The 12861-nt window shown below is 70.5% G+C and carries 12 protein-coding genes and 1 tRNA gene; 5 read left to right on the plus strand and 8 right to left on the minus strand.

Features of this window, described 5'->3' with window-relative positions; all coding sequences use genetic code 11:
• Nucleotides 1-26: 26 nt before the first annotated feature.
• The 6 genes from ACIHFB_RS33740 to ACIHFB_RS33765 form a co-directional block, all read right to left on the minus strand.
• Nucleotides 27-515, minus strand: coding sequence for a hypothetical protein (locus ACIHFB_RS33740; RefSeq protein WP_365276421.1), 489 nt, complete (start codon nucleotides 513-515; stop codon nucleotides 27-29).
• 82 nt (nucleotides 516-597) lie between these two features.
• Nucleotides 598-1200: an aminoacyl-tRNA hydrolase gene (gene pth, locus ACIHFB_RS33745; protein WP_365276424.1), complete on the minus strand. Its 603-nt coding sequence runs from the start codon at nucleotides 1198-1200 to the stop codon at nucleotides 598-600.
• 69 nt (nucleotides 1201-1269) lie between these two features.
• Entirely contained in the window at nucleotides 1270-1863 is a 594-nt protein-coding gene (locus ACIHFB_RS33750; RefSeq protein ID WP_365276427.1) for a 50S ribosomal protein L25/general stress protein Ctc, read from the minus strand.
• A gap of 172 nt (nucleotides 1864-2035) precedes the next feature.
• Nucleotides 2036-3016, minus strand: coding sequence for a ribose-phosphate diphosphokinase (locus ACIHFB_RS33755; RefSeq protein WP_365276430.1), 981 nt, complete (start codon nucleotides 3014-3016; stop codon nucleotides 2036-2038).
• A gap of 85 nt (nucleotides 3017-3101) precedes the next feature.
• Entirely contained in the window at nucleotides 3102-4550 is a 1449-nt protein-coding gene (gene glmU, locus ACIHFB_RS33760) for a bifunctional UDP-N-acetylglucosamine diphosphorylase/glucosamine-1-phosphate N-acetyltransferase GlmU (protein WP_400128917.1), read from the minus strand.
• A gap of 121 nt (nucleotides 4551-4671) precedes the next feature.
• Nucleotides 4672-4743, minus strand: a tRNA-Gln gene (locus tag ACIHFB_RS33765).
• Between the two features lie 303 nt (nucleotides 4744-5046).
• Here ACIHFB_RS33765 and ACIHFB_RS33770 point away from each other — a divergent pair.
• On the plus strand, nucleotides 5047-6342 hold the full coding sequence (locus ACIHFB_RS33770) for a sensor histidine kinase (protein ID WP_400128918.1): 1296 nt from the start codon (nucleotides 5047-5049) through the stop codon (nucleotides 6340-6342).
• A 54-nt stretch (nucleotides 6343-6396) separates the two neighbouring features.
• Here the strand turns inward: ACIHFB_RS33770 and ACIHFB_RS33775 are convergent, their stop codons facing one another.
• Nucleotides 6397-6891 (minus strand): SUKH-3 domain-containing protein, encoded by a 495-nt coding sequence (locus ACIHFB_RS33775; RefSeq protein WP_365276439.1) that lies wholly within the window; start codon nucleotides 6889-6891, stop codon nucleotides 6397-6399.
• 34 nt (nucleotides 6892-6925) lie between these two features.
• Complete coding sequence (locus tag ACIHFB_RS33780; protein ID WP_365276442.1) at nucleotides 6926-7462, minus strand: YwqJ-related putative deaminase; 537 nt, start codon at nucleotides 7460-7462, stop codon at nucleotides 6926-6928.
• Between the two features lie 290 nt (nucleotides 7463-7752).
• On the opposite strand from ACIHFB_RS33780, the gene ACIHFB_RS33785 reads away from it, so the two are divergent.
• From ACIHFB_RS33785 to ACIHFB_RS33800, 4 genes are all read left to right on the plus strand, one after another.
• A complete protein-coding gene (locus ACIHFB_RS33785; RefSeq protein WP_400128919.1) occupies nucleotides 7753-8769 on the plus strand; it encodes an HNH endonuclease in 1017 nt (338 codons plus the stop codon).
• Between the two features lie 9 nt (nucleotides 8770-8778).
• Complete coding sequence (locus ACIHFB_RS33790) at nucleotides 8779-11172, plus strand: SUKH-4 family immunity protein (protein ID WP_400128920.1); 2394 nt, start codon at nucleotides 8779-8781, stop codon at nucleotides 11170-11172.
• A gap of 171 nt (nucleotides 11173-11343) precedes the next feature.
• On the plus strand, nucleotides 11344-11805 hold the full coding sequence (locus tag ACIHFB_RS33795) for a carboxymuconolactone decarboxylase family protein (protein WP_400128921.1): 462 nt from the start codon (nucleotides 11344-11346) through the stop codon (nucleotides 11803-11805).
• A gap of 135 nt (nucleotides 11806-11940) precedes the next feature.
• Entirely contained in the window at nucleotides 11941-12837 is an 897-nt protein-coding gene (locus ACIHFB_RS33800; RefSeq protein ID WP_365276454.1) for a cellulose-binding protein, read from the plus strand.
• The last annotated feature ends 24 nt before the right edge of the window (nucleotides 12838-12861 follow it).

The following is a 12861-nucleotide window of genomic DNA, read 5'->3' on the forward strand; positions in this document are numbered from 1 at the left end:
GTTACGAGGCCGGGGGCACCGCCGTGTCAGAGCACCAGGAACGCCGCTGTGAGCAGGGCGATTCCGCTCCCCGCCATGACCCACGCGGCCCGGATCCGGCCCAGCCCACCCGCCACCACGACCGACGCGAGCAGCAGCGCGCCACCCAGCGGGGCCCAGGAGTAGAGGACACCGGCGGGACCGGACCGCACGACGTCACTGCTGCCGGGCTTCACCACGACCGCATACGTCCGGCCCTTCTGCACGGCGACCGTCTGGTCGATGACCACGCTCTCGCGGGCCCGCGACCCCGGCGAGACCGGCGTATAGGGCCCGGAACAGGAATCCGCACCGCACCGTGTCACCTCGACCGTGCCGCGCTCGCGCCCCTTGGTGAGCATCACGTACTGCGCCGTCCCCCACGACGCCCACACCCCGGCGATCAGAATCAGCACGGCGACCGCACCCATCGCCGCGAGCCGGCCGAGGTGCAGCGCGGACTCGGCGCCCCGTGGGGAAATGACGGCAGAAGGCATGGCGGGGATCATTGGCCATGCCTGCGCGCTCGGTCAACTCCCGTGGGGAGATGTCAGGAGTTGTACGTACGTTTCTCCGGGCTCAGGAGTTGTACGTCCCCTGCGCCCGCTCCAACCCCTCGATCACCAGGCACTCCAGGGCGTCCGTCGCCCGGTCCACGAAGTAGTCCAGCTCCTTGCGCTCCGCCGACGAGAAGTCCTTCAGCACGAAGTCGGCCACCTGCATCCGCCCCGGCGGCCGCCCGATCCCGAACCGCACCCGGTGGTAGTCGGGACCCATCGTCTTCGTCATCGACTTCAGCCCGTTGTGCCCGTTGTCCCCGCCACCGAGCTTCAGCCGCAACGTGCCGTAGTCGATGTCGAGTTCGTCGTGCACGGCCACGATGTTCGCGACCGGCACCTTGTAGAAGTCGCGCAGTGCGTTCACCGGACCGCCGGAGAGGTTCATGTACGACATCGGCTTCGCCAGGATCACCCGCCGGCTCGCCGGACCCGGCGGCCCGATCCGCCCCTCGACGACCTGCGCCTGCGCCTTACCGGCCCGCTTGAACTTCGCCCCGACCCGGTCGGCCAGCAGATCGGCCACCATGAAACCCACGTTGTGCCGGTTCATGGCGTACTCCGGCCCCGGATTGCCCAGGCCCACGATCAGCCAGGGGGCGCCTGCGTCGGTCGTCACGTGCATGTCTCCTTGATACGCGCCAGCCGCTGTCCCGTACGGGAACAGCGGCTGACGAAACGACGAAAGTGAGGATCAGGCCTCGGCGGCCTCGTCGCCCTCGGCCTCTTCGCCTTCGGCCTCCTCGGCCTGCGCGGCCAGGACCTGGAGGACGACGGTGTCGCCCTCGACGGCCAGCTTGGTGCCCTGCGGCAGGGTGATGTCCTTGGCGAGGACGGAGGCGCCGGCCTCCAGGCCCTGGACGGACACGGTGACCGACTCGGGGATGTGCGTGGCCTCGGCCTCGACCGGAAGGGCGTTCAGCACGTGCTCGAGCAGGTTGCCACCGGCGGCCAGTTCGCCCTCGGCGTGCACCGGGATCTCGACCGTGACGGTCTCGCCGCGCTTGACCAGCTGGAGGTCGACGTGGTCCAGGAAGCCCTTGATCGGGTCACGCTGCACGGACTTCGGGATCGCCAGTTCCTGGGACTTGCCGTCGATGTCCAGGGCGATCAGGACGTTGGACGTGCGCAGCGCGAGCTGGAGCTCGTGGCCCGGAAGGGTCAGGTGGATCGGGTCGGAACCGTGACCGTAGAGAACACCGGGGACCTTGCTGTCGCGGCGGATACGGCGGGCGGCGCCCTTGCCGAACTCGGTGCGGGTCTCGGCGGAGATCTTTACCTCGGACATGCTTTTCACTCCTCGTATGGGTGAGAACGAACTGGTCACCCGGCCACGAACGGCCTGCTACGAAGAGCGCGTCGATAACGGACCGCCGACACCTGCCTGAACAGGTACGGCCTCCCTCGCCGAGCAACTGGAGCAGTCTACTCGGCGAGGGAGGCCGTTCCCAAAAGGATCTTTACTGCTCGTCGAAGAGGCTCGTCACCGAGCCGTCCTCGAACACCTCACGCACCGCGCTCGCGATCGTCGGCGCGATCGACAGCACCGTGATCTTGTCGAGGTCGGCGCTCAGCTCACCCGGGGTCGGCAGGGTGTCGGTGAACACGAACTCGCTCACCCGCGAGTTCTTCAGCCGGTCCGCCGCCGGACCCGACAGCACACCGTGGGTCGCCGTCACGATGACGTCCTCGGCACCGTGCGCGAACAGCGCTTCGGCCGCCCCGCAGATGGTGCCACCGGTGTCGATCATGTCGTCGACGAGAACGCACACGCGCCCCTTGACCTCACCCACGACCTCGTGGACGGTCACCTGGTTCGCCACGTCCTTGTCACGCCGCTTGTGCACGATCGCCAGCGGCGCACCGAGCCGGTCGCACCAGCGGTCGGCCACGCGGACCCGGCCGGCGTCCGGAGAGACGACCGTCAGCTTCGCCTTGTCCACCTTCTTGCCCACGTAGTCCGCGAGAAGGGGCAGGGCGAAGAGGTGGTCCACCGGGCCGTCGAAGAAGCCCTGGATCTGGTCCGTGTGCAGATCGACCGTCAGGATGCGGTCGGCACCGGCCGTCTTCATCAGGTCCGCGATCAGACGCGCCGAAATCGGTTCACGTCCGCGGTGCTTCTTGTCCTGCCGTGCGTAACCGTAGAAGGGCACGATGACGGTGATGGAGCGGGCCGACGCACGCTTCAGGGCGTCGATCATGATCAGCTGCTCCATGATCCACTGGTTGATCGGAGCCGTGTGGCTCTGGATCACAAAGCAGTCCGCACCGCGCGCCGACTCCTCGTAACGGACGTAGATCTCGCCGTTCGCGAAGTCGAAGGCCTTCGTCGGGACGACCCCGACACCCAACTGCTGGGCGACCTCCTCGGCAAGCTCGGGGTGGGCGCGGCCGGAGAAGAACATCATCTTCTTCTCGCCGGTCGTCTTGATCCCGGTCACAGCACTGTCTCCTCAGAGGTGTCTCAGCTGGGTGTGCGAGTGTGCACTTATCACGGTACGCCGAGTTTGACGCACCAGTTTCCGGTCAGCCCTCGCCCTCGGCCTCCCGGGACGCCACCTCGGCCGCCTTCGCCGCCGCGCTCCCCGGACGCTTTCGAGCCACCCAACCCTCGATATTCCGCTGCTGGCCCCGGGCCACGGCGAGCGAACCGGGCGGCACATCCTTCGTGATCACAGATCCGGCGGCCGTGTAGGAGCCGTCCCCGATCGTGACAGGAGCCACAAACATGTTGTCCGAACCGGTACGGCAGTGCGAGCCGACCGTCGTGTGGTGTTTGTCCTGTCCGTCATAGTTCACGAAGACACTGGCGGCGCCGATGTTGGTGTACTCGCCGATCGTCGCGTCACCGACATAGGAGAGGTGCGGGACCTTCGTCCCCTCCCCGAGCGAGGCGTTCTTGGTCTCGACGTACGTACCGACCTTCGACTTGGGTCCGAGCCGGGTGCCGGGCCGGAGGTAGGCGAACGGTCCGACGGAAGCCTGCGGACCGACGTCCGCACTGTCCGCGACCGTGTTGTCGACACGGGCGCCGGCGCCGACGCGGGTGTTCCTGAGGCGGGTGTTGGGCCCGACCTCGGCGCCCTCGCCGAGGTGGGTCGATCCGTGCAGCTGGGTTCCCGGGTGCACGACCGCGTCCTGCTCGAAGGTCACCGTCACGTCGACCCAGGTGGTCGCCGGGTCGATCACGGTGACGCCGGCCAGCATCGCGCGGGTGAGGAGACGGTCGTTGAGGATGCGACGGGCCTCGGAGAGCTGGACCCGGTTGTTGATCCCGGCGATCTCACGGTGATCGCCGGCGACGGAGGCACCGACGCGGTGACCGGCCTCGCGCAGAATCCCGAGGACGTCGGTGAGGTACTCCTCGCCCTGGCTGTTGTCCGTACGGACCTTCCCGAGGGCGTCGGCGAGCAACTGCCCGTCGAACGCGAACACCCCGGAGTTGATCTCACGGATCGCCCGCTGAGAGTCCGACGCGTCCTTGTGCTCGACGATCTCCGTGACGGCACCGGAGGCGCCGTCCCGCACGATACGGCCGTAACCGGTCGCGTCCGGGACCTCGGCGGTGAGGACGGTGACGGCGTTGCCGTCGGAGGAATGCGTCGCCGCGAGCGCCTTCAGGGTCTCCCCGGTGAGCAGCGGGGTGTCGCCGCACACGACGACCACCGTGCCGTCGACGGAACCGCCGAGCTCCTCGAGAGCCATCCGGACGGCGTGCCCCGTGCCGTTCTGCTGCGCCTGCACCGCGCTACGGACATGCGGGTCGATCTCGGCCAGGTGCGCGCTGACCTGCTCACGGGCGTGACCGACCACGACGACCAGATTCTCGGGCTGCAACTCACGCGCGGCGGCGAGCACATGACCCACGAGGCTGCGGCCGCAGATCTCGTGCAGGACCTTCGGTGTGGCCGACTTCATACGGGTGCCCTCACCCGCTGCAAGTACGACGACGGCTGCCGGGCGAATGGCGCTCACGGGATGCCCTTCGGCTGTGGAGGGGGTGGGGTGACATCCGCAGGATACCGGGGGGAATCAGGGGGGACATGAGAGCGGGCCCTGACTGAGCTGTGCCAGTCAGGGCCCGAACCGAGCAAGGCTCCCCCGCCAGGACTCGAACCCGGACAGATGGCACCAAAAGCCACAGTGCTGCCAATTACACCACGGGGGAACAACCTCGACTGAACCGGATATTTGGCCGGGTCGCCGAGAGGCGCCTCCTACTATGCCGTACCCGGCGCCCTCGATGCGACGGTACAAGTCGGCACTCCCGGCGATGCAGATGACCCCGTCGATGTCCGTAGGTCTCCGTTCCGTCCGGGTCGGAATGTCAGATTCCGGAGGGGGGTGGTGTGCGATTCAGCAGTTCGAGGGATTTCGGTCACTTTCGCTTCTGTTCGGTTACGGAGTGTGGTGTAGGCCAGTCGCGAAAACTCGCCGGAAAAGGGGGGCCTTGCGCCCGTAGGCTGGATGCATGACCACGACGGGGGAAGACCACGTACCGGGCCTGACCGGGCCCTGGTGGTGGGCCAGATGGCGCAGTGCCGTGCTCGACGGGAGCCTGGCGTTCGTGTCCGCGCTGGAGTGTGCGGTTGAGGGGATTCCGTTCGCACGGGATGCGGGGATTCCGGTGGCCGCGGGGGTGGTCTTCGGGGTGCTGGCCGGGTCGGTGTTGCTGATTCGGCGGAAGTGGCCGATAGCTGTCGTTCTCGTCTCGATCGCCATCACGCCGGCCCAGATGGGCTTCCTGATGACGATCGTCGGTCTGTACACCCTGGCCGCGTCGGAGCTGCCGCGTCGGATCATCGCGTCGCTGGCGGGGATGTCGCTGGTGGGGACGTTGATCGTGACGTTTGTGCGAGTGCGTCAGGACATGGACTCGGGGAATGTGGCGCTGGGCGACTGGTTCGTCCCGTTCGCTTCGATCAGTGCCTCTCTCGGAGTGACCGCGCCACCCTTGCTGCTGGGGCTGTATGTGGGGGCCCGGCGGCGGTTGATGGAGAGCCTGCGGGAGCGGGCCGACTCGTTGGAGCGGGAACTCCAGCTGCTTGCCGAGCGGGCCGAGGAGCGGGCCGAGTGGGCGAGGAACGAGGAGCGGACCCGGATCGCCCGGGAGATGCACGACGTTGTCGCGCATCGGGTGAGCCTCATGGTGGTGCATGCCGCCGCGCTTCAGGCCGTTGCCCGGAAGGATCCCGAGAAGGCGGTGCGCAATGCCGCCCTGGTCGGGGACATGGGGCGGCAGGCGTTGACCGAGCTGCGGGAGATGCTCGGGGTGCTGCGCAGCGGGGACGCGGTGGAACGGCGCGAGCGCGGGGTGCCGTTGGCGGCGGTGGGGGCGGCCGCGGCCGCGGCGGCTTCGCGGGCCGCCGACGAGGAGGGGCCGTGTCTGTCCGAGTTGGACGAACTGATCGGGCAGTCGGCCGCCGCGGGGATGGCCGTGGACCTGTCGGTGGAGGGGGATTCGCGGCTGTATGCGCCGGAGGTGGAACAGACGGCGTATCGCGTGGTGCAGGAGGCTCTGACGAACGTCCACAAGCATGCGGCGGGGGCGAAGACGTATGTCCGCCTGGCGCACCGGGTGTCGGAGATCGCCATGCAGGTGGAGAACGAACCGCCGCCCGAGGCCGCTTCGTCGGCACGGTTGCCGTCCGGGGGGAACGGCCTGGTGGGGATGAAGGAGCGGGTGTCCGCTCTGGGCGGGGTGTTTGTCTCGGGGCCGACGGACGCGGGGGGTTTCCGGGTGTCGGCGGTGATTCCGGCGTCGTAGTCGTGGCGGCCCGGTGTTCCGCCGGGCGTCGGCCTGCGACACGTCTGCCGGGCGTCAGCCTGCCGTGAGTCGCACGGGGGCTATGCCTGAGACGAGGCCGCCGAGGGCCTGGTCGATGTCGGGGCCGAGGTACCAGTCGCCGGTGTGGTCGAGGGCGTAGATACGGCCTTCGGTGTCGATGGCGATGAGGGAGTGGGTGTCGGTTTCGGCGCCGAGGGGGCTGACGTCGGTGTCGAGGGCGCGGCCGAGGTCACCGAGTGTGCGGGCCATGTGCAGGCCGTGCAGCGGGTCGAGGTGCAGGGTTGCGGGGGCGATCTGGCGGCCGGGGGAGCCGGGGGTGATGTGGAGGCCGCCGAATTCGGCCCAGGCTTCCACGGCGGCGGGGGAGACGGCGTGGCGGTGGCCTGCGGGCGAGGCGTGCTCGCGGAGGGCGTCGGCCCAGTATTCGGCTTGCTTGATGTCCCAGCGTCCGGGTTGCCAGCCGGCGGCGCGCAGGGCCGCGTCGATGGGGACGGGAAAGCGTGTGGTGGAGGAGCGGTCGGCGTGCATCTGCCCTCAATCTTGCGGGTGTTGGGGGTGGCGGTCAGTCGTCGGTTGTCGTGGGGTCGACGATGTGGACGCCGAAGTGAGCGCTGAGGGCGGTGCAGGCGCGGCAGGGGGCGGCAAAGCTGCCGTGGAGGGGGTCGCCGTCCTCGCGGATGCGGCGGGCGGTGAGTTTGGCCTGTTTGAGGGCCTTGCGGGCTTCGCCGTTGGTCATGGGTTTTCGGCCCGCGCGTTTGCTGCGGGCGGCGTCGGCGGCGGCGATATGGCGCGAGATGAGGATGGTCTCGGCGCAGCGGCCGGTGAAGCGGTCGCGTTGGGTGCTGGTGAGCGCGTCGAGAAAGTCCTGGACCAGGGGGTGCAGCGCGGGTGCCTGGTCGCCGCGGGCGGCGGTCCCGGTGAGGGTGGCGCCGCGGACGGAGAGGGCGGCGGCGACGGTCGGGAGTATGCCGTCGCGGCGGTGGTGGAGGGTGGGCGCGTGGCGGGTTTCGGTGCTGCTCCAGCCGATTCTGGGATCACCGCTCGCGCCTGCGTGGGGACCTGGGTGCGGTCCCGTTTGTGTTGCGTTCATGATCGTCATCCCCTCCCGTGCATCCCCCCGGATCACACAGAGTGCCAAATGGCGGGGCTGGTGCGGAAGCTGGGGCGGCGCGACACGCCCGGGTTTGGGCGGGCTGTCACGAGGGGGTGACGGCTGGTCACGGAAGTGGAGGGCCGGTGACCGGCGCCGGTGACCGGGTTCGTCGTACCGCATAGGCTGTTCGCACCGCGATGCGCGCGGTCAACGCGTTGGAGACAGTCGAATACGGGCCGTGGCGGGTCGTTGGTGGTCGCCGCGGGTCGTCCAGAGTGCCGCAGGGGGCAACCGCCATGACGACAGGTCGGCTCGGGCAGCAAGCCGCGCCGCCGAACGCGGCCTACGCCGGACAGGTCGTGCACTTCCCGGACCCGGTCCGGGCGACCCGTCACCCGAGAGGGGTACGGGTCGACGAGCGCGGTTACCCCGACTTCTCGCCGTATGCGCGTGCGGCTGCCGAGATCGCCGATCCGCCGGAGGGTTTCGGCGTCGACGAGTTGCGGTTGACGGACTACGTGTCGGCGAACGCGGCGATGGCGGCGTCGGGGCACGAGCTGTGGGACACGATCTCCTCGGTGGCGACGCCGCACGGCTGGACGTGGCATCACGCGGTGGGCTCGCGGCGGCTGGAGTTGGTTCCGGTCGAGGTGAAGGCGTTGCTGCGGCATCACGGCGGTGTGGCGACGGCGGCCGTGGACCAGCACAAGCGGGGTACGCGGCCGTTGCAGGAGACGCGTCCGGCGCATTTCGGGCTGCCGAAGTCCGGGGTGGCGGTGTCGGAGTCGCAGGCGCTGGGGGTCGAGGAGGACCTCGGGTACCGGCTGCCGGGTGCGTACCGGTCGTTCCTGAAGGCGGCCGGTGGCTGTGCGCCGGTGGGGACCGCGCTCGACGCGGAGCTGGGCCTGCTCATCGACCAGCCGTTCTTCACGGTGCGGGACGAGGCGGCGATCAATGACCTGGTGTACGTCAACAAGTGCCTGCGCGACCATCTGACCAAGGACTACCTGGGCGTCGGCTTCGTCCAGGGCGGTCTGCTCGCCGTGAAGGTGAAGGGCGAGCGGATCGGTTCGGTGTGGTTCTGCGCGTACGACGACGCGCGGGACGTCGATCCCTCCTGGGCGCCCGCGGAGCGGGTGGAGCGGCTGCTGCTGCCGTGCGGGGACGACTTCGACGCGTTCCTGTCCCGGCTGGCGGGGTCGCCGCCGGAGTTGGAGACGGTGGCGAATCTGATGGTGGACGGCGGGTTCGCGCGCGCGGTGCCGGTGGATTCTGCGTCTTCTGCGTCTTCCGTGACTTCGGTGGGGGAGTGAGCTTCGGCCATGGTGACGTTCGCGCAGGCGCAGGAGCGCGCGGAAGAGTGGGTCAACGGGGATGTGCCCTCGTACCAGCATCGTGAGGTGCGGGTGCGGGAGTTCGACCTCGGGTTCGTGGTGTGGGCGGAGGACCGCGCGGACGGTTCGCGTTCGGACGGCGGCGCCCAGCGGTTGGTGATCGCCCGGGACAGCGGCGAGGCCACGCTGTGGCCCTCCCTGCCGGTGGGCGAGGTGATTCGCCGGTACGAGGAGGAGTACGGCGGCCCGGACGACGCCGCCGCGCCCGCGCCAGCCGCTCCGGCACGGGTGGACCTGAACCAGACGTCGTTCCTGCTGACGCCGCCGGAGTGGTTGCAGGAGGCGGCGGATCAGTTGGGGATTCCGGATCGGCGGAGTGGGGGGACTTCGGGGTCGGGGGTGGGGGTTGGGTCGGGGGCTCCGGCTTCGGGTCCGGCTCCGGCTTCGGCTCCGGCTTCGGGGCCGGCTTCGGGTCCGGTCTCGGCTTCGGATGATGGGAGTGCGGATCGGCCCGCTGCTGCCTCGGACGGGGCAGGCGGGGCCGTAGGCGGTGTGCCGGGTGCTCCTGCGGGGGCGACTCCGTGGGCCGGGACCGACACCAACGCGGATGCGGGTGACGACCGTTCGGTGCCGCTGCCCGAGACCGTGTTCGCGCCGCAGCTGGGCGGGGACGACGACGAGACGCCGCCGCCTGCTCCGACGTACGGGTACCCGCAGGGTGTGGGTGGCCCGGGTGTGCCGGGTACGCCGCCGCCTGCGCCGACGTACGGGTATCCGCAGGGGCCCGGCGGTGGTGCGGGGGCTGCGGGGGCACCTCAGCCTCCGAGCGGTCCGGCTGGTCCGGCTGGTCCGGGTACGCCGGCGCGGCCGCTTGCGCCGAACGCCGAGGACATCGCCGACGCCGCCACGAGCAAGGCGGCGCCCGCGCGTGCGCGGGGCGGGGTGGTGCCGCCTCCGCCGAGTGCCCCGGGGTCGCCGGGTGCGCGGGCCGGGGGTCCGCCGCCTCCTCCGCCTCCGCCGTCCGGGCCCGGTGCGCCGGGTACGCCCGCGGGCGGCTATGTGCCGACCCAGCTCGTGTCGGCGCTCGGCCCCGACGGTTCCGAGGGCCCGGCCGGTGCGGGTGGTGCGGGTGGTGCCCCCCAGGCTCCGGGTGCGCCGAATCCGCCCGGTGCGCCCCCGGCCCGCGCACCCCAGCCCCCAGGCGCGCAAGGTGCTTCAGCAGGCGGCGACGGAGCCGTGCACTACGCGGAGACCGTGCTGTCCGGGCCCCCGGTGGGCGCCCCCGGTTTCCCCGCCGCCCCCCACGCGGCCCCACCCGGCGCCGTACCGCCTCCCGGCCGGCCCGCACCCGGGCAACCCGCATCCGCGCAACCCCCGGCCTACGGCTACCCCCAGCAGCCCGCCGGTCAGCCGACCGTCGGCCCCGGGTACCAGGCCGTGTTGCGCTACCGCGCGCAGGACGGTTCCGAGCAGCAGTTGATCCGGCGTTCCGCGCCGGGGACGCCGCACCCGGAGTGGCAGATCTTCCATGAGCTGCGGGCGATGAACATCCCGCCGGACAAGGTGCTGGAGCTGCACACGGAGTTGGAGTCGTGCGAGCTGCCGGGTGCGTACTGTGCGCGGATGATCCGGGAGCAGTGGCCGCAGGCGCGGATCACCAGCATCGCGCCGTACGGCACGGATCACGGGAGCAGGCAGCAGGGCATGCAGCAACTGCTCGCCCACCAGGGCGAGTTGCACCAGGTCGCGGACGGGCCCGCGCGCCCCGCCCCGGTACGGGCGCCGTTGCCGCAGGTGCAGTCGGCGCCGCCGATCCCGCCGGAGGGGGTCGCGCAGGAGCTGGCGGGCGCGTTCGGGCCGGGGATCTTCCGGTTCGAGCAGGCGGCGGTGTCCCGGCAGGGTGTGCCGCCGGTCGTGGCGCACTCGCTGGTGATGGCGGGGCTGCCGATGGACATGGGCCCGTTCTTCTGGGCGCAGGCCCAGCCGGGGCGGCCGGTGCCGACGCTGGCGGAGCTGGCCGCCGAGCGCAGGGTGCAGCCGGCCCCGGACGCGGGCTCGTACCTCGTCATGGGCAGCGACTTCGGCAAGGCGATCTGCGTGCAGTACGGCACGGCGAACATCGTCGCCGTGCCGGTGGAGGCGGGGCCGGGCGGTGCGTCCGTACCGCCGCAGTTCGTGAACACGGGTCTGCCCGAGTTCCAGCGGTGTCTGGCACTGCTCGGCCGGATGTGGCGGCTGCGGTTCGGGCTGAACCAGGAGCAGGCCGGCCGCTGGACCGTCGACTTCCAGGCGCAGCTGGCCTCGCTCGACCCGGCGGCGCTGGGCTCGCCGGAGAGCTGGTGGTCGGTGCTGCTGGAGGAGATGTGGGACGGGCTGCTGTGACGCGCCGCTGAACCCCGTACGTACCCGACGAGCCGGGTCCGGTCCCGTGACCGGACCCGGCTCGTTCGTGTACGCGGCGTCGGGCACGAGATTTTTTCGCGGACCCCGTCACAACCGCCCGCCGCGCTCCGTCAGTGCAGTGAAGGCAGCACTGACTCAGGAGGCAGCATCATGCAGGCACGGATGAAGAACCCGGCGTACGTCCTGCCGAACGCCCTCAAGGGCATCGGCACCCTCAACCAGGCGATCGCCCAGAGCGGTCTGCCCACGGAGTTGCAGGAGATCGTCGGCATGCGGGCGAGCCAGATCAACGGCTGCGGCGCCTGTGTGCACGGGCACATGGTGAACCTGCGCAAGGCCGGCGCGAGCGACGAGCGGATCGCGGCCGTCGCCGCCTGGCGTCACGCGCCCTTCTTCAGTGACGCCGAGCGGGCCGCGCTTCAGTTGACGGAGGTCGTCACGCGGCTCGCCGACATCTCCGAGGAATCGGTGCCGGACGCGCTGTGGAACGAGGTCGCCGACCACTTCGACGAGACGGAGCTGGCGGCGCTGATCCTCACCATTTCGCTGACGAACCTGTTCAACCGCATCAACACCACCATCAGGGAGCCCGCGGGCACCACCTGGGGATGAGCGGTGAAGCGGGCCGACGCGGACCGACCGTGACCTCTGCGCGGAGTGTCGCGTTATGAACACTTCCACCCGATCCATCAGGATGTGCGCGAAATAGGTGTTTTCGTGGCCGTCGGATGGAGAGGGGTCCCCAGGATGAGCAGCGCATCGGTGTCGCCACATGGCTTCGTGGCCGTACGGGGGCGCGGCTACCGTCCCGAACAGGCCGACGCGTACATCGCGGCGCTCTCCCGGGACCGGGACGCCGCCTGGGAACGCGCGGCCCGCCTCACCGTGCTCGCCAAGGAGATGGACGCGGAGGCGGCACGGCTGGGCGAGGTCGTGTCGCAGCTGGGCCCGCAGACGTACGAGGCGCTCGGGGAGAGTGCGCGGCGGTTGTTCCGGCTCGTCGAGGAGGAGGGCACCGCCGTACGGGAGGGCGCGCGCCTGGAGGCGCAGCGCTGTGCGGAAGAGGTGCAGGCGTACGTGGCCGGCCTGCACGCCACAGCGAAGGAGGACGCGGACGCGGCCATCGCCGACGGCCTGGAACACGCCCGCCAGACCCTCCACGTCGCGCGCACCGAGGCCGACGAGATCCGTGTCGCGGCCCGGCGCGAGGTGAGGGACAGCCGTACCGAGTCCCTCGCTCCCCTGCGCGAGGCGCGACAGCACACCTCCGGGGTGCTGGCCGAGCAGGCCAAGGAGCACGCCCAGCGGTGGGAGGAGTTCGAGAGCGAGGAGGCCGAACGGGTCGCCGCGCTGGAGGCTCGCTCCGCCGAACAGGTGGCACTCGCCGAGACCGCGCTCGCCGAGGCCGAGCAGGCTGCGGCCGACGCCAAGGGCTCCATCGAACGGTGCCAGGAAGAGGCGGAGGCGCGGGCCGAGGAGATCCTCGCCGAGGCGCGGGCGCACCAGGACCGCATCGCCCGCGAGACCGAGCGCGTGCTGCGTGAGCACGGGGAGCGCTGGGACGAGGTACGCGCCCACATCGACCGCGTACGCAACAGCCTGAACGCGTTGAACGCGTTGAAGGGGCGTGCCACGGCGGAGTGAGGAGCGGGGGTGCGGAGGGGGGAG

This window comes from Streptomyces sp. NPDC051963 (assembly GCF_044593495.1).
In the GTDB taxonomy this organism is placed as follows: Bacteria; Actinomycetota; Actinomycetes; order Streptomycetales; family Streptomycetaceae; genus Streptomyces.

Excerpts from the sequence above, each read along its gene's own strand:
- ACIHFB_RS33740 (WP_365276421.1), bottom strand. The coding sequence starts at position 515 with ATGCCTTCTGCCGTCATTTCCCCACGGGGCGCCGAGTCCGCGCTGCAC.
- ACIHFB_RS33770 (WP_400128918.1), top strand. The coding sequence starts at position 5,047 with ATGACCACGACGGGGGAAGACCACGTACCGGGCCTGACCGGGCCCTGG.
- ACIHFB_RS33800 (WP_365276454.1), top strand. The coding sequence starts at position 11,941 with ATGAGCAGCGCATCGGTGTCGCCACATGGCTTCGTGGCCGTACGGGGG.
- ACIHFB_RS33780 (WP_365276442.1), bottom strand. The coding sequence starts at position 7,462 with ATGACGATCATGAACGCAACACAAACGGGACCGCACCCAGGTCCCCAC.
- ACIHFB_RS33750 (WP_365276427.1), bottom strand. The coding sequence starts at position 1,863 with ATGTCCGAGGTAAAGATCTCCGCCGAGACCCGCACCGAGTTCGGCAAG.
- ACIHFB_RS33795 (WP_400128921.1), top strand. The coding sequence starts at position 11,344 with ATGCAGGCACGGATGAAGAACCCGGCGTACGTCCTGCCGAACGCCCTC.
- ACIHFB_RS33775 (WP_365276439.1), bottom strand. The coding sequence starts at position 6,891 with ATGCACGCCGACCGCTCCTCCACCACACGCTTTCCCGTCCCCATCGAC.
- pth (WP_365276424.1), bottom strand. The coding sequence starts at position 1,200 with ATGCACGTGACGACCGACGCAGGCGCCCCCTGGCTGATCGTGGGCCTG.
- ACIHFB_RS33785 (WP_400128919.1), top strand. The coding sequence starts at position 7,753 with ATGACGACAGGTCGGCTCGGGCAGCAAGCCGCGCCGCCGAACGCGGCC.
- ACIHFB_RS33790 (WP_400128920.1), top strand. The coding sequence starts at position 8,779 with ATGGTGACGTTCGCGCAGGCGCAGGAGCGCGCGGAAGAGTGGGTCAAC.